This is a genomic window from Pseudomonas sp. AKS31, assembly GCF_023634765.1.
Classification (GTDB): domain Bacteria; phylum Pseudomonadota; class Gammaproteobacteria; order Pseudomonadales; family Pseudomonadaceae; genus Aquipseudomonas.
Genome location: NZ_JAMLFX010000013.1, coordinates 32,637 through 50,143, shown reverse-complemented (window position 1 = coordinate 50,143; position 17,507 = coordinate 32,637). Strand labels below are relative to the sequence as shown.

General features: G+C 59.3%; 20 protein-coding genes. 7 read left to right on the top strand and 13 right to left on the bottom strand.

Features of this window, described 5'->3' with window-relative positions; all coding sequences use genetic code 11:
* Positions 1 to 77: 77 nt before the first annotated feature.
* The 5 genes from M9827_RS23495 to M9827_RS23475 form a co-directional block, all read right to left on the bottom strand.
* Positions 78 to 1,013 (bottom strand): glutathione S-transferase family protein, encoded by a 936-nt coding sequence (locus M9827_RS23495; protein ID WP_250607387.1) that lies wholly within the window; start codon positions 1,011 to 1,013, stop codon positions 78 to 80.
* A gap of 84 nt (positions 1,014 to 1,097) precedes the next feature.
* The gene (locus M9827_RS23490; protein WP_008083651.1) at positions 1,098 to 1,400 is read right to left on the bottom strand and encodes a GIY-YIG nuclease family protein; all 303 of its coding nucleotides are present in this window, start codon (positions 1,398 to 1,400) and stop codon (positions 1,098 to 1,100) included.
* 39 nt (positions 1,401 to 1,439) lie between these two features.
* On the bottom strand, positions 1,440 to 1,910 hold the full coding sequence (locus M9827_RS23485; RefSeq protein ID WP_250607385.1) for a nuclear transport factor 2 family protein: 471 nt from the start codon (positions 1,908 to 1,910) through the stop codon (positions 1,440 to 1,442).
* A 204-nt stretch (positions 1,911 to 2,114) separates the two neighbouring features.
* The gene (locus M9827_RS23480; RefSeq protein WP_250607384.1) at positions 2,115 to 3,419 is read right to left on the bottom strand and encodes a CynX/NimT family MFS transporter; all 1,305 of its coding nucleotides are present in this window, start codon (positions 3,417 to 3,419) and stop codon (positions 2,115 to 2,117) included.
* Positions 3,409 to 4,068 (bottom strand): FadR/GntR family transcriptional regulator, encoded by a 660-nt coding sequence (locus M9827_RS23475; protein WP_123464869.1) that lies wholly within the window; start codon positions 4,066 to 4,068, stop codon positions 3,409 to 3,411. The genes M9827_RS23480 and M9827_RS23475 overlap by 11 nt, the downstream gene beginning before the upstream one ends.
* Before the next feature lie 166 nt (positions 4,069 to 4,234).
* Between M9827_RS23475 and M9827_RS23470 the strand changes: the two genes are divergently transcribed.
* Positions 4,235 to 4,546: a type II toxin-antitoxin system MqsR family toxin gene (locus M9827_RS23470; protein ID WP_250607382.1), complete on the top strand. Its 312-nt coding sequence runs from the start codon at positions 4,235 to 4,237 to the stop codon at positions 4,544 to 4,546.
* Positions 4,543 to 5,031, top strand: coding sequence for a type II toxin-antitoxin system MqsA family antitoxin (locus M9827_RS23465; protein WP_222833606.1), 489 nt, complete (start codon positions 4,543 to 4,545; stop codon positions 5,029 to 5,031). The genes M9827_RS23470 and M9827_RS23465 overlap by 4 nt, the downstream gene beginning before the upstream one ends.
* 61 nt (positions 5,032 to 5,092) lie before the next feature.
* Here M9827_RS23465 and M9827_RS23460 read toward each other — a convergent pair whose 3' ends face one another.
* From M9827_RS23460 to M9827_RS23445, 4 genes are all read right to left on the bottom strand, one after another.
* On the bottom strand, positions 5,093 to 5,857 hold the full coding sequence (locus M9827_RS23460; protein WP_003221897.1) for an amino acid ABC transporter ATP-binding protein: 765 nt from the start codon (positions 5,855 to 5,857) through the stop codon (positions 5,093 to 5,095).
* Positions 5,858 to 5,868: 11 nt separating this feature from the next.
* Positions 5,869 to 6,963 carry an amino acid ABC transporter permease gene (locus M9827_RS23455; RefSeq protein ID WP_250607379.1) on the bottom strand — a complete coding sequence of 365 codons (1,095 nt, stop codon included), beginning with the start codon at positions 6,961 to 6,963 and terminating at the stop codon, positions 5,869 to 5,871.
* Between the two features lie 10 nt (positions 6,964 to 6,973).
* Positions 6,974 to 8,155, bottom strand: a complete 1,182-nt coding sequence (locus tag M9827_RS23450) for an amino acid ABC transporter permease (RefSeq protein WP_099758062.1) — start codon at positions 8,153 to 8,155, stop codon at positions 6,974 to 6,976.
* 66 nt (positions 8,156 to 8,221) lie between these two features.
* Positions 8,222 to 9,253 carry an amino acid ABC transporter substrate-binding protein gene (locus tag M9827_RS23445; protein ID WP_095050968.1) on the bottom strand — a complete coding sequence of 344 codons (1,032 nt, stop codon included), beginning with the start codon at positions 9,251 to 9,253 and terminating at the stop codon, positions 8,222 to 8,224.
* A gap of 467 nt (positions 9,254 to 9,720) precedes the next feature.
* On the opposite strand from M9827_RS23445, the gene M9827_RS23440 reads away from it, so the two are divergent.
* The 5 genes from M9827_RS23440 (at position 9,721) to M9827_RS23420 (ending at position 15,032) form a co-directional block, all read left to right on the top strand.
* Positions 9,721 to 10,377 carry an alpha/beta hydrolase gene (locus tag M9827_RS23440; protein ID WP_250607377.1) on the top strand — a complete coding sequence of 219 codons (657 nt, stop codon included), beginning with the start codon at positions 9,721 to 9,723 and terminating at the stop codon, positions 10,375 to 10,377.
* A gap of 97 nt (positions 10,378 to 10,474) precedes the next feature.
* The gene (gene rhlB / locus M9827_RS23435; RefSeq protein ID WP_250607375.1) at positions 10,475 to 11,953 is read left to right on the top strand and encodes an ATP-dependent RNA helicase RhlB; all 1,479 of its coding nucleotides are present in this window, start codon (positions 10,475 to 10,477) and stop codon (positions 11,951 to 11,953) included.
* Between the two features lie 136 nt (positions 11,954 to 12,089).
* Positions 12,090 to 13,034 (top strand): ornithine cyclodeaminase family protein, encoded by a 945-nt coding sequence (locus M9827_RS23430; RefSeq protein WP_250607373.1) that lies wholly within the window; start codon positions 12,090 to 12,092, stop codon positions 13,032 to 13,034.
* A 150-nt stretch (positions 13,035 to 13,184) separates the two neighbouring features.
* On the top strand, positions 13,185 to 14,312 hold the full coding sequence (locus M9827_RS23425) for an NAD(P)/FAD-dependent oxidoreductase (RefSeq protein ID WP_250607371.1): 1,128 nt from the start codon (positions 13,185 to 13,187) through the stop codon (positions 14,310 to 14,312).
* Positions 14,313 to 14,405: 93 nt separating this feature from the next.
* Positions 14,406 to 15,032 (top strand): helix-turn-helix transcriptional regulator, encoded by a 627-nt coding sequence (locus tag M9827_RS23420; RefSeq protein WP_064586076.1) that lies wholly within the window; start codon positions 14,406 to 14,408, stop codon positions 15,030 to 15,032.
* An 84-nt stretch (positions 15,033 to 15,116) separates the two neighbouring features.
* Here M9827_RS23420 and aotJ read toward each other — a convergent pair whose 3' ends face one another.
* The 4 genes from aotJ to moaC all read right to left on the bottom strand — a co-directional run bounded on the left by aotJ (position 15,117) and on the right by moaC (position 17,358).
* Positions 15,117 to 15,893, bottom strand: coding sequence for an L-arginine-binding protein AotJ (aotJ, locus tag M9827_RS23415; protein ID WP_007914314.1), 777 nt, complete (start codon positions 15,891 to 15,893; stop codon positions 15,117 to 15,119).
* Positions 15,894 to 16,189: 296 nt separating this feature from the next.
* A complete protein-coding gene (gene moaE / locus M9827_RS23410) occupies positions 16,190 to 16,642 on the bottom strand; it encodes a molybdopterin synthase catalytic subunit MoaE (RefSeq protein ID WP_038357637.1) in 453 nt (150 codons plus the stop codon).
* 3 nt (positions 16,643 to 16,645) lie between these two features.
* Positions 16,646 to 16,888: a molybdopterin converting factor subunit 1 gene (gene moaD, locus M9827_RS23405; protein WP_250607369.1), complete on the bottom strand. Its 243-nt coding sequence runs from the start codon at positions 16,886 to 16,888 to the stop codon at positions 16,646 to 16,648.
* Complete coding sequence (gene moaC, locus M9827_RS23400) at positions 16,885 to 17,358, bottom strand: cyclic pyranopterin monophosphate synthase MoaC (RefSeq protein WP_016985015.1); 474 nt, start codon at positions 17,356 to 17,358, stop codon at positions 16,885 to 16,887. The genes moaD and moaC overlap by 4 nt, the downstream gene beginning before the upstream one ends.
* Positions 17,359 to 17,507 lie beyond the last annotated feature (149 nt).

Below are 17,507 nucleotides of genomic sequence, written 5' to 3'. Positions count from 1 at the left end.
GATCAAAAGATCGCAGCCTGCGGCAGCTCCTACACGAGATTTGTGTAGGAGCTGCCGCAGGCTGCGATCTTTTGCTTTTAGCGGGCTTCGATGCGGAAGCCGAAGCGCGGGAAGTGCACATGCACCACACCACCACGTTCGTCTTCACGACGAATGATCAGCTCTTCACTGCCAGCAAACAGCAACTCACCCACCACCGGATCAACCCCGTAATCCGTCGCGGCAATCGCCACCTGCTGACCCGACTTGAAGCCATTCGGGTCTACGAACTGCTCATCCGGCAATGCCGCTGGTGTCGCGTTACGCGCCACCTCCAGCGCCTCCTCGGAGGTCATCGCGCTCGCCGCGCCATGGCCAAAGCCCAGCACTCGGCCCAACCAGGCTGCTACCGCCGGATACTCATCCACCAGCGGCGCCGTGACGTGAGTCGCTTTCAGGAACCACATGGGATGCGCCAATGCGAAGTCGGCAATCGACGGTTCGCCGAACAAGAAGTCGCCTTGCTCGCGCTGCAACTGCTGCTCCAGACGCGCCATGATCGTCGGCCACTGATGCTTGGCTTGTTCGGCAGACAAACGCGTGGCGCTGCCACCACTGAAAAGACCGGCGCGGTCGGCAATAAAAGCTTTGATCGCTTCCGGCGGCAACTTGGCGAAACGAACCGCCACCGATTCCGGCTGAAACACCAGGCTCACCGCATGTTGAAACACCACCGAGTCAGCCCATGTGGCAAAACTGGCGACGGTGAACTCCTGGCCCTCGGGAAAGAAAGCCGGCAAGGCTTTTTCCTGTTCCAGGCGCCGCGCGATCAGCGAAGTGTCGCAATAGATGTCAGCGCCAATCTGCAACACCGGGGTCTTGCGATAGCCGCCAGTCAGGGCGGTCAGATCCGGTTTCGGCATCACCGGCGAGATATGCACCGAGCGCCACGACAAGCCTTTGAAGCCCAGTAGCAGGCGGGCCTTCTCGGCAAATGGGGAGGTCGGGTAGTGGTGCAGAATCAACTCGGACATGCTCGGCTCCGCCGCTCAGATAGTGAGCCCGCAGCTTAGCGTGCATTGGCTTGGCAGCCTACAGATCTGCCTGATGGGAACCAATCAGTCAGATTGATAAGACGCAACCAGACATTCCTTGGCGCTCTTCCTGAGCTTTTTGATCAGCCGTTCCTGCCGCAACGCATCGCTCTTGTCGCGACACAACTCGGTATAAACCAGCGCCATCGCCGGGCTGGAGAGGAAGAACCGTGCGCCTTTGCCACTTTGATGCTTGGCGAAACGACGCACCGGATCGTCGCTGATCCCGCAGTACAACGAACCATTGGCGGCGCGAACGAGGTAGACGAACCAGGACTTGCTCACGGGTTCGGCGACGTCGACGGATTTTTCGCTAAGGCTGGTCACTTCGGGATCAAGACGTGTAGGAAACAGGCGGCGATCTTATCAGCGACTGGCCTGAAATGCCTTCAGTCCCTTCAGCGCCTGGGCGCGCACGGCGTTGCGCACCAGCGGTGTCCAGCCCAGCAGCAGGCCTTTGAAACCCAACGCCTGACGCGACCAGCGCCACAGGTCAAAGTGATCGTGGTGCTCGCAGATCTTGCCGTCACGGAAGACGAAGCGGGCCTGGATATCGTTGATGACGATGTTGCCGGTCTGGCTGAACAGGTAGGTCGCCACCCAATGCGCGCCGCCGCTGCGCTCATCGGCGCGGACGTTGTCGAAGGTCAGCGAGAAATCCTTGGCCCGAGTGGTGAGCATGCGCCACATGTCGCCAGCATCGCGCCCGCGCAGTTCGCCGAAGGCCGGATCACTGAACACGACGTCGTCGGTGTAGCAGGCGGCCATGGCTTCGGCATCAAGGCGCTGGAAGGCCTGGTAGAAGCGGGTGATCAACGCGGCGTGGGCTTCGCTCATGGGCAAACTCCAAAATAGGTACAGAGTGCCAGCACCATAATCTGCAATGCGCAGAAACACTATCGGCATTCGTAAACCGAATACCCGCTGTACACAAAACCCATGTAGGAGTGAGCCTGCTCGCGATAGCGGTGTGTCAGTCAGCGCAACGTTGACTGGTATAAAGCTATCGCGAGCAGGCTCACTCCTACAGTTTGAACCGCGTTAGATTTTTTCGCTTTGCACTTGCACGTGCAGCGCACGCCCGGCGCCGAGCCCGGCAATGATCGCGCCTGTACCAATGATGCCAAAGATCCAGCCCAGCGCATTCCAGCCACCGGTCCAGTCATGCACCACGCCGACCGCGAACGGGCCCATCGACGCCAACGTGTAACCGAACCCCTGGGACATGCTCGACAGGTTCGCCGCAACATGCGAATCACGCGAACGCAGCACGATCAACGTCAACGCCAGACTGAACGTACCACCCTGCCCCAGCCCCAGCAAAATCGCCCAGCCCCACAGGCCTTCGATCGGCGCATACAGGCAGCCGAACAGACCGCCAAGGGTCAGCGCCATGACCACGACGATGGCCAGACGCTGATCCTTGCCGCGAGTCGCCAGCCACGGTGCGGCTAACGAACTGGCGAGCTGGATGATCACCGAACCGGACAACACCAGACCGGCCTGGGTCGGCGTCAGACCACGACCAATCAGGATCGACGGCAACCAACCGAACACGATGTAGGCCAGCGACGATTGCAGGCCCATGTACAAGGTCACCTGCCAGGCCAGCGGATCACGCAGCAGCCCGCGCACACGATAAGCAACGTTGTGTGCACCCTGCTTCTGCCCGACTTGCGGCAGCCAAAACACCGCCGCAACCAGCGCCGGAATTACCCAGAAACCCAGGCCCATCGCCCAACTGTTACCGAAATGTTCACTCAATGGCACGCTGAAGCCCGCCGCCATCGCCGCGCCCAGACACAGCGCCATGGTGTAGACACCGGTCATGGTGCCCGCATGTTTGGCAAAGTCGCGCTTGACGATACCCGGCAGCAAAACTCCGATGATGCCGATACTCGCGCCGCCCAATACGCTGCCAGCAAACAAGCCGATCTCGCCAAAGTTGCTGCGCAAAATGATCCCGGCGGCCAGTGTCAGCAGAATCCCCAACACCACCCGCTCGGCACCGAAGCGGCGCGCCAGAATCGGCGCCAGCGGTGCGAACAAACCGAGGCAGAGCACCGGCAATGTGGTCAGCAAACCGGCCTGAGCCGCCGACAAGCCGAGGCTTTTGGAAACGTCGCTGAGCAGCGGCGCCATGCTCGACAGCGCCGGACGCAGGTTCAGCGCCACCAGAATCAAGCCCAGCAGCAACAGCCATGGCCGGCGCACCAGCGGATGGCTCTGCTGCACTTGCTCATCATCGGCCTCGGCGTCGATCAGCAGCTCTTCGAGTTCTGCCGTGCGCTTCGGGGTTGTGGATATCTTACTGCGTGACATGGATTTCTCGGTTTCAAGGTTCATTGATCAACTGTCTCGATAAAGCTTTGGCCCGTTCCGGGTCGCGTTGCTCGACCGCATCGAGCAGCTCGATGTGCAGGTCGAACACTTCCTGGCGGCGCGGGACGATGTTCAGGGTCTGGCGCAATTGCGCGCCGACAATGCTGGAGAAATAGCGATACAGCTCGCTGAGGGTCGGGTTGTGCGCGGCGTCCACCAGACGACGGTGGAACACCAGATCGCAGGCGATGTAGGTGTCCAGATCACCGTGGTAGTGGCTGCCGCTGGTGCCGAGCGCTTCACGTAATGCGACGAGATCCTCGTCGGTACGGCGCAACGCCGCCAGGCCGATGGCCTCGACCTCGAGGATGTGTCGGGTTTCCCGTGCCTGATCGAGCGAGCAGCGCGACAAGGCTTTGAGCGTGTCGAGCGGATCAACCACGGCGCGCAAGTAACTGCCATCGCCCTGGCGAATCTCGATCAATCCGGAAAACGCCAGCACGCGCATGGCTTCGCGCACGGTGTTGCGGCTGATGCCCAGCTCGGCGCACAGCTCGGGTTCGGTCGGCAAACGCTCGCCGACCTTCCAGGCACCGCTGTTGATGCGCTGGCGGAGTTGATCCAGGGCCTGATCGACCAGGGATCGTTTGATGAGTGGAGAAATGTCTGACATAGGATTCACCCTTTCATCCAATCATAGGATGAATTTTCTGACATGTTAGTCAGCCCCGTGTAGGACGGCAACCACCTAGGGTCAATCGGAGACACATGAAGCGGGATTTTCGATTGGTCAAAATTACCCTTTAAGGGTAATTTCAGGGACAGGGTTTTGATTTCTTATGGAGAAGAACACACCCCATTACGACTTGGCGGTAGTGAAGCAAGAGGTCATCAGACTGGGCGCCAAAGCCTTTACAGGAAGCGCGATGAGCTCGGGCAAGGGAATGGGGTTAAACCTCAAACATATGCAGCAAGCCATCTGCTCGCTGGATCGTCGAATGTTCTACAAGTCCATGACTAGCTACACCAACCACCGACACTGGCAGGACGTTTACCATATTGGATATCACGACTTGGAGTTGTATATCAAAATCACCTACTGCCCCAACGGCGGTCCTCCCGTGATCTCTTTCAAGGAGAAGATTTTATGAATACACGGCAATGCATGAGCTGTGGTACTCAAGAGGCGATGCAACATTTCGAACGTCGCAGTTTGACTGTCAACTACAAGAACGTTTCACGTTGGGTGCACGACATTGCAGGGTGGGAATGCGCAGCCTGCGGCGAGATCATTTTTGATAACGATACTGACAGCGCCGAACGTTATTCCGACGCCGGCGATAAATTGCTCGAAGAGTGCTTCCACGTAATGGGCGCCGAGATGAAACGCATCCGCCGCAAATTGCATCTCACCCAAAAAGAAGCAGTTAAATTGCTATCCGGTGGAGGTCACAACGCTTTTTCCCGCTACGAACGCGGCGAGCTTCCGCCGCCTCAACCGTTGTTCAGCCTTATGCGCGTGTTGGATCGTCACCCTCATCTGCTCGCCGAAATACACGCGATGAACGAAGGCAGTGACTTGCGGCGATTGCTCGCCGCGCGCTTCCCGGAACAGGAGACGGCACCGGTGCCCTGACAAAAGCCGGTAAAAACAAACCCGGAGCTCGGTCCGGGTTTATTTCAGAACGTAGGTCAGATCAATGCAAAATCTGACTCAAGAACAACTTCGTCCGGTCATTCTGCGGATTATCGAAGAAGTCATTCGGCGCCGCCTGCTCAACGATTTCACCTTTGTCCATGAAGATCACGCGGTTGGCCACGGTGCGGGCAAAGCCCATTTCGTGGGTCACGCAAAGCATGGTCATGCCGTCTTCAGCCAGGCCGATCATGGTGTCGAGTACTTCCTTCACCATTTCCGGATCGAGCGCTGAAGTCGGTTCGTCGAACAGCATGATTTTCGGCTTCATGCACAGCGCACGGGCAATCGCCACACGCTGTTGCTGACCGCCGGACAGTTGCCCCGGAAATTTGTGCGCCTGCTCTGGAATGCGTACGCGTTCCAGGTAATGCATGGCGATTTCCTCGGCCTTGCGCTTGGGCATCTTGCGTACCCACATCGGTGCCAGGGTGCAGTTCTGCAAAATGGTCAGGTGCGGGAACAGGTTGAAGTGCTGGAACACCATGCCGACTTCACGGCGGATCGCTTCGATCTGCTTGAGGTCGTTGGTCAGTTCCACGCCGTCGACGACGATGCGGCCCTGCTGGTGTTCTTCCAGGCGATTGAGGCAACGAATCGTCGTCGATTTGCCGGAACCCGACGGGCCGCACAGGACGATACGCTCGCCCTGCTTGACGTTGAGGTTGATGTCTTTGAGCACGTGGAACTGGCCGTACCACTTGTTGACGCCCTGCATTTGAATAATGCCTTCAGGACCTACAGGCTTTTTGATTGCTTCACTCATTTACAGAACTCCTAACGCTTGTGGCCAGTGTCGAGCTTGCGTTCCAGATGCATGGAATAGCGCGACATACCAAAACAGAAAATCCAGAACACCAGGGCGGCGAACACGTAGCCTTCGGTGGCCATGCCCAGCCATTTCGGATCGGCAGCGGCTTGTTTGACGCTGTTGAGCAGGTCAAAGAGGCCGATGATGATCACCAGACTGGTGTCCTTGAACAGCGCAATGAAGGTGTTGACGATGCCGGGGATAACCAGCTTCAGGGCTTGCGGCAGGATCACCAGGCCCATCGAACGCCAGTAACCGAGGCCCATCGCTGCAGCCGCTTCATACTGACCTTTAGGGATCGCTTGCAGACCGCCGCGCACAACCTCAGCCACATAGGCCGACTGGAACAGGATCACGCCGATCAATGCCCGCAGCAGTTTGTCGAAGTTCATGCCTTCGGGCAGGAACAGCGGCAGCATCACCGAGGACATGAACAGCACAGTGATCAACGGTACGCCGCGCCAGAACTCGATGAAGGTCACGCAGACCACACGAATTGCCGGCATGTTCGAACGACGACCCAGCGCCAGCACAATCCCCAGTGGCAAGGCCCCGGCGATACCGACGGTAGCGATGACCAAGGTCAGCATCAGGCCGCCCCACTGGCTGGTCGCCACATTGCTCAGACCAAAACCGCCATGCAGCAGGATGTAGGCAATGATCGGGTACAGCACCAGGAAGCTAAGCCCGTACACCGCTTTACGCGGGAAGCGCGAGATGAACAGAGGCGCCACGCCGATCACCGCCAGCCACACGGTCAGGTCCACGCGCCAGCGCAGTTCCGTCGGGTAGTAGCCGTACATGAACTGGCCGAAACGCTGCTGAATGAACACCCAGCAGGCGCCATCCTTGGTGCAGTCGGCGCGGGTGGTGCCGACCCAGTTGGCATCGAGGATGGCCCAACTGAGGATCGGTGGCACCACGAGGTAGATCAGGTAGAACGCAAACAGCGTCAGCAGGGTGTTGAGCCAGCTGGAGAACATGTTCGCGCGCATCCACGCCACCACGCCGATGCTGCTGTTTGGTGGGGGCATGTCGGGTTTGAAAGTATGAGTACTCATGCGCTTTTCCTTACCGCTCGATCAGCGCAATGCGCTTGTTGTACCAGTTCATCAGCAGGGAAATGCTGATACTGATCGCCAGGTACACGCTCATGGTGATGGCAATCACCTCGATCGCCTGACCGGTCTGGTTGAGCACCGTGCCGGCAAACAGCGACACCATTTCCGGGTAACCGATACCGGCCGCCAGCGAAGAGTTTTTCGCCAGGTTGAGGTATTGGCTGGTCAGCGGCGGAATGATCACGCGCAGGGCTTGCGGAATGATCACCTTGCGCAGGGTCGGGCCGTTGCGCAGGCCGAGCGAACGCGCCGCTTCGGTCTGGCCATGGCTGACCGACTTGATCCCCGAACGCACGATCTCGGCGATGAACGCCGCGGTGTATACGGTCAGGGCCAGGGTCAAGGCGAGCAGTTCCGGGATCAACACCCAGCCACCGACAAAGTTGAAGCCTTTGAGTTCAGGCATTTCCCAGTGCAGCGGTGCGCCGAAGATCAGGGCGCACAAGGTCGGGATCACCAGCAGAATCGCCAGGCCGACCCAGAACTTGTGGAACGGCACGCCGGTTTCTTCAAAGCGTTTGTTGGCCCAGCGGCACATCAGCACGATGCCGACGATGGCCACCACAATGCTGATCACGAACGCCCAGAAACCGTCGGCAGCCAGTGCGGCCGGCATGTTCAGGCCACGGCTGCTGACGAAGAAGGTGTCGCCGAAGTTATGGCTGTTGCGCGGTCCCGGCATGGTCAGGAACACCGCGAAGTACCAGAACAGGATTTGCAGCAGCGGCGGAATGTTGCGGAACACTTCCACATACACCGTCGCCAGTTTGCTGATGATCCAGTTCTGCGACAGCCGCGCCACACCGATGATGAAACCGAGAATCGTCGCCAGAACCACGCCGATCACGGTCACCAACAGGGTGTTGAGAAGACCGATGACAAAGACGCGGGCATAGCTGTCCGCTTCGGTGTAGTCGATCAGGTGTTGAGCGATGCCGAACCCGGCACTGCGCTCCAGAAAGCCGAAACCGGAGGTAATGCCCCGGTGCTGAAGGTTGGTTTGCGTGTTGTCGAACAAGTACCAGCCCAGCGAGACCACCGCCACAACGGTGATGATCTGGAATAGCCACGCACGCACTCGTGGATCGCTGAGGCTGAGCCTCTGCTTTGGTGCGCCGATTGAATTTTGCATGAAGTGCCCCGGAAGAAATGGAACAAGAACATCACCCGGCGGTTGGCCCGCCGGGTGATAGAACCATTAGCGCACTGGTGGTGCGTACTGAATGCCGCCGTTGTTCCACAGGGCGTTCAAGCCGCGGTCGATTTCCAGCGGAGTGCTCTTGCCGAGGTTTTTCTCGAAGATTTCGCCGTAGTTGCCCACTTGTTTGACGATCTGCACAACCCAGTCTTTCGGCAGTTTCAGGTCTTTGCCGTACTCGCCGTCAGCGCCGAGCATACGGGCAACGTCCGGGTTCTTGGTCGACTTGGCTTCGGCTTCGACGTTCTTCGAAGTGATACCGGCTTCTTCAGCGTTGAGCAGCGCGTAGCCTACCCAGCGCACGATGGCCAGCCACTCGTCGTCGCCATTACGTACGACCGGGCCCAGCGGTTCTTTGGAAATGGTTTCCGGCAGAACCACATAGTCCTTCGGCGACGCCAGCTTCGAGCGCTGGGCGAACAGTTGGGACTTGTCGGAGGTCAGCACGTCGCAACGACCGGATTCCAGCGACTTGGCGCTTTCATCGGAGGTGTCGAAGGTGATCGGGGTGTATTTCAGACCGTTGCCACGGAAGTAGTCGGAAACGTTCAGCTCGGTGGTGGTACCGGCCTGGATGCAGATGGTTGCACCGTCCAGCTCTTTGGCACTCTTCACGCCCAGCTTGTTGTTCACCAGAAAGCCGATGCCGTCGTAGTAGGTAATGAAGCCCGGGAATTTCAGGCCCATGCCCGCGTCACGCGAACTGGTCATGGTGGTGTTGCGCGACAGGATGTCGATCTCGCCCGATTGCAGCGCGGTGAAGCGCTCTTTTGCGTTCAACTGACTGAATTTGACCTTGGTCGCGTCGCCGAACACGGCAGCGGCCACAGCGCGGCAGACGTCAGCGTCGATCCCGAGGATCTTGCCGGTAGCGTCCGGAACCGAGAAGCCCGGCAGACCGTCGCTCACGCCACACTGCACGAAACCTTTCTTCTGCACGGCATCCAGGGTTGCACCCGCCTGAGCGAACCCGCTGACGCCGAGAACTGTTGCTGCAGTCACGATCGCCAGAGTGGATTTCAACATCTTCATTCAAACCTCCAGTTTTGCTCTTGTTGTGTCGGAGCTTGAGTCCAGTCGCACCCTTTTGAGGCGTTGTTGACCCGTGTTGGCTTTTTTTGGGGTCAACCGACGTAAGACCTTCGCTATGAGTCTAGTAGGAGAAAATCCACATCATGGACAACTCACTTCTCACCAATCGGCCGAACGGGCTGTAGCCCTTTCACGTTCGCTAAGCCCGTAGCGGCCATTGGCGAACATCCATCACCGGATTCTTTGCAATCCCGTCGCGGGTCGTACACTGATAGTGTTACCGCCCACGCAAGATCGGTTGCACGGTTCAAGCCATAGCAAAGCCCGTACCACACCGCTCGCCAAATCGATTCGGCGACAGGTCAATAGCAAAACTTGTAACCTTGCGACATCTTCTTAACGGATCCACCCGACGCGCACTCCAATCACGCACTTAATGAGAGCGCCCGCACATTTTTGGAGCAGACATGACCGAGCCCTTGATTCTTGAGCCTGTTAAGCCCGCAGACGCCTGCGTGATCTGGCTGCACGGCCTCGGCGCCGACCGCTACGACTTCCTGCCGGTGGCTGAGGCGCTGCAGGAAAGCCTGTTGAGCACGCGCTTCGTGCTGCCACAGGCGCCCACACTTCCGGTGACGATAAATGGCGGATATGCCATGCCGAGCTGGTACGACATCAAAGCCATGAGCCCGGCGCGCGCGATTGACCGTGAGCAGTTGGAGGAGTCCGCCGATCGCATCATCAAATTGATCGATGTGCAGCGAGCCGCCGGAATAGACGCCTCGCGGATTTTCCTCGCCGGTTTTTCCCAAGGGGGCGCGGTGGTGTTGCACACCGCATTTGTAAAATGGCAGGGGCCACTGGGCGGTGTGCTGGCGTTGTCGACCTATGCGCCGACCTTCACTGATGAGATGGAGCTTTTAGCCAGTCAGCAGCGGATTCCCGCACTGTGCCTGCACGGCCAGTTCGATGGCGTGGTGCAGAACTCGATGGGCCGCTCTGCCTACGAGCATTTGGTGAAGCATGGTGTCACCGTGACATGGCAGGAATACCCAATGGAGCACGAAGTGTTACCCGAAGAAATTCGCGATATCGGCATCTGGCTGAGCGAACGTCTGCGCTAAGCGTCGAGATTAAAGTCACCCTTTGATCCCTCCCACTACGCCGCGCCCGTTTCTTGCATTACACTGGCCGGCGTACATTCCTTAACCAATTGATGAGATGACCGTGCTCAAAGCACTCAAGAAAATGTTCGGTAAAAGCGAGGCTGAGCAGCTCGCGCCAGTTCCCAGTGCGCCGTCGCACGCCCCCGGTCATCGCACCGATGCGCCACAGGCCGAGCGCCCCGCTCCCGTAGCGGCACCGAAGCAAGCACCGCAATCTGCACCGGCCGCGCCCATCGCCGCCGAGCCCGCACGCAGCGAAGCGCCGAAACCGGCCAAACCACGCCGCGAACCGAAGCCCAAGGCACCGGTGATTCCCTGGAAACTCGAAGATTTCGTCGTCGAGCCGCAGGAAGGCAAAACCCGCTTCCACGATTTCAAGTTGTCTCCCGAACTGATGCACGCCATCCAGGATCTGGGCTTTCCTTATTGCACGCCGATCCAGGCACAGGTGCTGGGTTACACCCTCGCCGGCAAAGACGCCATTGGTCGTGCGCAGACCGGCACCGGCAAGACCGCCGCGTTCCTGATCTCGATCATCACCCAGCTGCTGCAAACGCCGCCGCCGAAAGAACGCTACATGGGCGAACCCCGTGCGCTGATCATCGCGCCGACCCGTGAGCTGGTGGTGCAGATCGCCAAAGACGCTGCCGACCTGACCAAGTACACCGGCCTCAACGTCATGACGTTCGTCGGCGGCATGGACTTCGACAAGCAGCTCAAGCACCTCGAAGCACGCCACTGCGACATCCTCGTCGCCACCCCGGGCCGCTTGCTCGACTTCAACCAGCGCGGCGATGTGCACCTGGACATGGTCGAAGTGATGGTGCTGGACGAAGCCGACCGCATGCTCGACATGGGTTTCATCCCGCAGGTGCGCCAGATCATTCGCCAGACGCCGCCGAAGTCCGAGCGCCAGACTCTGCTGTTCTCCGCGACCTTCACTGAAGACGTGATGAACCTCGCCAAGCAGTGGACCACTGACCCTGCGATCGTCGAAATCGAAATCACCAACGTGGCCAACGAAAACGTCGAGCAACACATTTATGCGGTGGCCGGTGCCGATAAGTACAAACTGCTCTACAACCTGGTCAACGATAACGGCTGGGAACGCGTGATCGTCTTTGCCAACCGCAAGGACGAAGTGCGCCGCATCGAAGAACGCCTGGTGCGTGACGGCATCAACGCCGCGCAACTGTCCGGCGACGTGCCGCAGCACAAGCGCATCAAGACCCTGGAAGGTTTCCGCGAAGGCAAGATTCGTGTGCTGGTCGCCACCGACGTTGCCGGTCGCGGCATCCACATCGACGGCATCAGCCACGTGATCAACTTCACCCTGCCGGAAGTCCCGGACGATTACGTGCACCGCATCGGTCGTACCGGTCGTGCCGGCGCCGATGGTGTGTCGATCAGCTTCGCCGGTGAAGACGACTCGTATCAGTTGCCGTCCATCGAAGAAAAGCTCGGTCGCAAGATCAGCTGTGAAACACCGCCGACGCATCTGTTGCGCGCAGTTGAGCGCAAGCGTCCGCAGTAAGCGACGCCTGAAAGAAAAAGCGCAGCCGGCAACGGACTGCGCTTTTTTTTCGCCTGGAATTCATCAGGTGGTTGCGAGACAACACTAAAAGTCCATAATAGACAAATTAGTTTATATCTAGACTGCGGAGCCTGACATGTCCAGTACGCCTTACGTGATCGACCACACCCAGGCCCGTGAGCTGCTGGCGCGCATTGATGTGCCACAGATCCTGCGCAAACTGTTTCGCGACCTCGCAGCGGGAAATGCCGTACAACCGGCGCAGCAACTGGTGGAATTCCCTCAGGGGGCCGGCGACTTCATCAATTATCTGGGCGTGCTGGCCGAGGATGGTGTGTACGGCGTGAAGACTTCGCCGTATATCGTTCGCGAGCAAGGCCCGCTGGTGACGGCATGGACGTTGTTGATGTCGATGAAAACCGGTCAGCCGCTGCTGCTCTGCGATGCTGGTGAACTGACTACCGCGCGCACCGCCGCGACAACAGCCGTGGCGGTCGACGCCCTCGCCCCGGCGAATGCCACGCGACTGGCAATCATCGGCAGCGGCAAGGTGGCGCAGGCGCATCTGCACTATGTGAAAGGTCTGCGCGACTGGCAGAGCATCAGCCTGTATTCGCCGTCCCTGCGCGAAGATGCTGCAACTCAGGCAGCATTGAAAGCCATCGCAGCCGATCTGAACATTGCCGAGACCCGCGAAGCCGCCATCGCCGAGGCCGACGTGATCATGCTGTGCACCTCGTCCGCCGGCCCGGTCATCGATCCCGCCGCATTGCGCAAACCGGCCCTGATCACCTCGATCAGCACCAACGCTCCGCGCGCTCATGAAGTGCCGCCGCACAGCCTCAACGACATGCAGGTGTTCTGCGACTATCGTCTGACCACACCGGGGTCGGCGGGTGAAATGCTGATTGCCGCAGAACAACATGGCTGGAGCAAAGATTTGATCGTCGGCGACCTCGCCGACCTGCTCAGCGAGAAAGTGCAGCGCCCTGATTACGATCGTCATGTGTTCTTCCGTTCAATCGGCTTGGGGCTGGAAGACATTGCCCTCGCCAATGCGGTTTATCACTTGACTCACTAACACCACAAATCCCCTGTGGGAGCGAGCCTGCTCGCGAATGCGGTCTGATATTCACCGAAGATGTCGACTGATATACCGCTTTCGCGAGCAGGCTCGCTCCCACAAGGGGATAGCGAACGCCTTGATATTGCGTCATCACTGGAGAACCTCATGAGCCAGGCAGATTTCATCATCATCGGCGGCGGGATTGCCGGCGCGTCCACCGGTTTCTGGCTGTCACCGCACGGCAAAGTGGTCGTACTCGAACGTGAATCCCACCCGGCCTATCACTCCACCGGGCGCTCTGCCGCGCTGTTTACCGCCGCGTATGGCACACCGCAAGTACGCGCGCTGACCCAGGCCAGCCGGGCATTTTTTGACAACCCGCCGACAGGTTTCTGCGAACACCCACTGCTCACCCCGCGTGGCGAAATGACCGTGGATTTCACCGGTGACGCCGCCGAACTGAACAACCAATACCTCAGCGCCAAAGCCACCGTGCCGGAGATGCAACTGCTCAGCGCCGACGAAGCCTGTGCGCGACTGCCGATTCTGCGCCGGGAAAAAGTCCATGGCGCGATCTACGACCCGAGCGCCAGCGACATTGACACCGACGCCTTGCACCAGGGCTACCTGCGTGGCATCCGTCGCAATAACGGACAAGTGCACACAGATTGCGAAGTGCTCGGCTTGAGCCGTGACTCCGATGGCCTCTGGCACGTGCAAACCAACGGGCAGACGTTCAGCGCACCGGTGATCATCAACGCTGCCGGCGCCTGGGCCGACAAGATCGGTGCACTGGCTGGCGCCAGGCCGCTGGGCCTGCAGCCGAAGCGCCGCGCCGCGTTCATTTTCGCCGGGCCAGAAGGTGTGGATATTCATCACTGGCCGATGCTGGTCAGCCTCGACGAATCCTTCTATATGAAGCCCGACGCCGGCATGTTCCTCGGCTCGCCGGCCAACGCCGATCCGGTCGAGCCTCACGATGTGCAACCCGAAGAGCTGGATATCGCCATGGGCATCTACCAGATCGAAGAAGCGACGACGCTGACCATCCGCCGGCCGACGCGCACTTGGGCCGGGCTGCGCAGTTTCGTCGCCGACGGTGATCTGCTCAGCGGTTTCGATCAGCAAGTACCCGGACTGTTCTGGGTGGCGGCGCAGGGTGGCTACGGCATCCAGACGTCGCCGGCGATGGGCCAGGCCAGCGCGGCGTTGGTACGCGGTGAGCCGTTGCCCGAACACTTGCAGCAGTTCGGGCTGGACAGCGCCATGCTCTCCCCTGCCCGCCTCGCCTGAGCGTCCCTGCGGATGACGCGCCCAACGGATTGCGGCACACTCGCAACGCCTCCTGATCACGGGGGCGTTGACGCTGCCTGGAGCTCCACTGTCATGACTGCCCCCGAATTCGACCCGGCGCTGGATAACTTCCGCGCCGTCGCCGACGCCATCGCCACGCTGTTCTTTCCTCACGCCGAAGTGGTGCTGCACGACCTGCGCACGCAGAAGGTCGACTACATCGCCAACAACCTGTCCAAACGTGAGATCGGCGACGACTCGTCGCTGGAAGACATGCTCAGCGAGGATGTCAGCGACCGCAATATCGGCCCGTACGAAAAGCTCAATTGGGATGGCCAGAAGATTCGCAGCCTGAGCACCGTGCTGCGCGACAGCGAAGGCCGGCCGCTGGCAGTGTTGTGCATCAACCTGAATATTTCGCTGTTCGAGAATGCCAAAGCGGCGCTGGACCTGTTTCTCTCGCCGAGCAAGCTGATTCCCCAGCCGGACTCGCTGTTCCGTGATGACTGGCAGGAACGCATCAACACCTTCCTCCACGCCTGGCTGCGCGAGCGGCAACTGAGCCTGAATCTGCTGACTCGCGATCACAAGCGCGAACTGGTGCTGGCGCTACACGCCGAGGGGGCGTTCAAGGGCAAGAGTGCCTCGAACTATGTGGCCAATGTGCTGAACATGGGGCGGGCGACGGTGTACAAGCATTTGAAGGAATTGAAGGGCTGAGGAGCAAAAGATCGCAGCCTGCGGCAGCTCCTACAGGAGCACGCATTTCCATGTAGGAGCTGCCGAAGGCTGCGATCTTTTTTATCAGTCGCCGTAAATGTCGGACTTGAAATACTTCTCGGAAATCTTCTGATACTCGCCACTGGCGCGAATGCCATCGATGGCGCCATTCAACTGGCTGACCAGTTCGGCATTGCCCTTGCGCACCGCAATCCCTGCGCCCTCGCCCACGTACTTCGGATCCTTCAACTCAGGCCCGACAAACGCGTAACCCTTGCCACGCGGCATCGACAGGAAATCATTCAACGGGATCGTGTCGGCGAAAATCGCATCGAGGCGCCCCGCCGCCAGGTCCATGTAAATCTCTTCGTTGTTGCTGTAGCGCTTGACGTTGATGCCCTTGGGCTCAAATACCTCGGTGGCATAACGATCGGTGGTGGTCGCGCGCTGCACGCCGACGTTCTTGCCCTTGAGGCTGGCGTACTGATCGTCGACCGTGGCGCCTTCCTTCATCACCAGTCGCGACGAAGTGAAGTAGTACTTGTGAGTGAAATCCACCGACTTCTTGCGGTCTTCATTGATGGTCATCGATGACAGCGCCATGTCGATCTTCTTCACTTTCAGCGAAGGAATCAGACCGTCGAACTCACCTTCGACCCACACACACTTGACCTTCATCTGCGCACACAGGGCATTGCCGATGTCGTAGTCGAAACCGACGATTTCGCCCTTGTCGGTTTTCGAAGCGAAGGGCGGATAAGCGGCTTCAATGCCGATGCGCAGGGTTTGCTCGGCAGCGAACACGCTGGCAGAGGCCAACAGGCTCAGGGCCAGACCGGTGATGAGGGGGAGTTTCTTCATGTTCGTTCTCTCGCGGGTTGTTGTTGGTTTGGCGAAGAAGAGCAGCTACAAGCGGCAAGCTGATAGCTGCAAGACAGAAGCTTTTTTTGTACTTGGAAATCCATACTGGACTCTCAGGTACAAATCGTCAATCAGGAAGAAGAGAGTGTCTGCGAGGTTTTTTGGTGTTGCAGATGGCCTCATCGCTGGCAAGCCAGCTCCCACAGTTTCAGTGGTGCACAAAAAATATGTGCACGACGCAAAACCCTGTGGGAGCTGGCTTGCCAGCGATGGCGGATTGGAAGGCGCTAGAGAACTTATTTCTTCCAGCGATCGGCGGCGGCATGATCACTGTCACGCCCTTCGACCCATCGCGGCCCGTCGCTGGTGTTTTCCTTCTTCCAGAACGGTGCGCGGGTTTTCAGGTAGTCCATGACGAAGGCGCAGGCATCGAAGGCAGCCTGGCGATGGGCACTGGCGGCGCCGACGAACACGATCGGCTCACCCGGTTCCAGCGCGCCGATGCGGTGCAGCACTTCCAGCTTCAACAGTGGCCAGCGCTGTTCGGCTTCGATGGCGATCTTGCCGAGGGCTTTTTCGGTCATGCCCGGATAGTGCTCGAGGAACATCCCCGCTACATCCAGTCCGTCGTTGAAGTCGCGCACGTAGCCGACAAAACTCACCACCGCGCCGACGCCGACATTGGCCGCGTGCATCGCGTTGACTTCAGCGCCCGGATCGAACGGCGTGGCCTGCACGCGAATCGCCATGGCTCAGCCTCCGGTCACGGTCGGGAAAAACGCCACTTCGTCGCCATCGGTCACCGGCTCGTCGAGTTGGCAGAGGTCTTCGTTGCGTGCGCACATCAGGTTCTGCTCGCTCAACACCTCAGCCCCGTCACGTTTCGCCAGCAGTGCTCGCACGTCGTCGACGGTAGCGAAATCACCTTCAACCTTTACCGAATCCACGCCCAGCGCTTCACGGTAACGGGCAAAAAACTTCACGGTCAGGTTCATGGCTGCTCCGCCTGGAAGTGCCCGCTCTTGCCGCCGACCTTCTCCAGCAGACGCACGCTTTCGATGGTCATGCCACGATCCACGGCTTTGCACATGTCGTAGATGGTCAGGGCGGCGACGCTGGCGGCGGTCAGCGCTTCCATCTCGACGCCGGTCTGCCCGGAGAGTTTGCAGCGGGCGACGATGCGCACGGTGTCTTCGCCGTCAGCGCTGAGTTCGACTTTGACGCCGGTAAGCATCAGCGGGTGGCACAGGGGAATCAGATCGCTGGTTTTCTTCGCCGCTTGAATGCCGGCGATGCGCGCCACGGCAAACACATCACCCTTGGGATGGCCGCCGCTGACGATCATCTGCAGCGTTTCGGGGAGCATGCGCACCAGCGCTTGGGCCGTCGCTTCACGGAACGTCACGGCTTTTTCGGTGACGTCGACCATGTTGGCGCGACCTTGGGAATCGAGATGAGTCAGCACGGGATTACTCCTGATCAGGAGCGTGGATTGTAAACCTGCGGGTCAAATTTCCGCACGCACGAATATGGTGTTCTTCGTGTAGGAGCTGCCGAAGGCTGCGATCTTTTGACTTTGATTTTTAAAAACAAGATCAAAAGATCGCAGCCTTC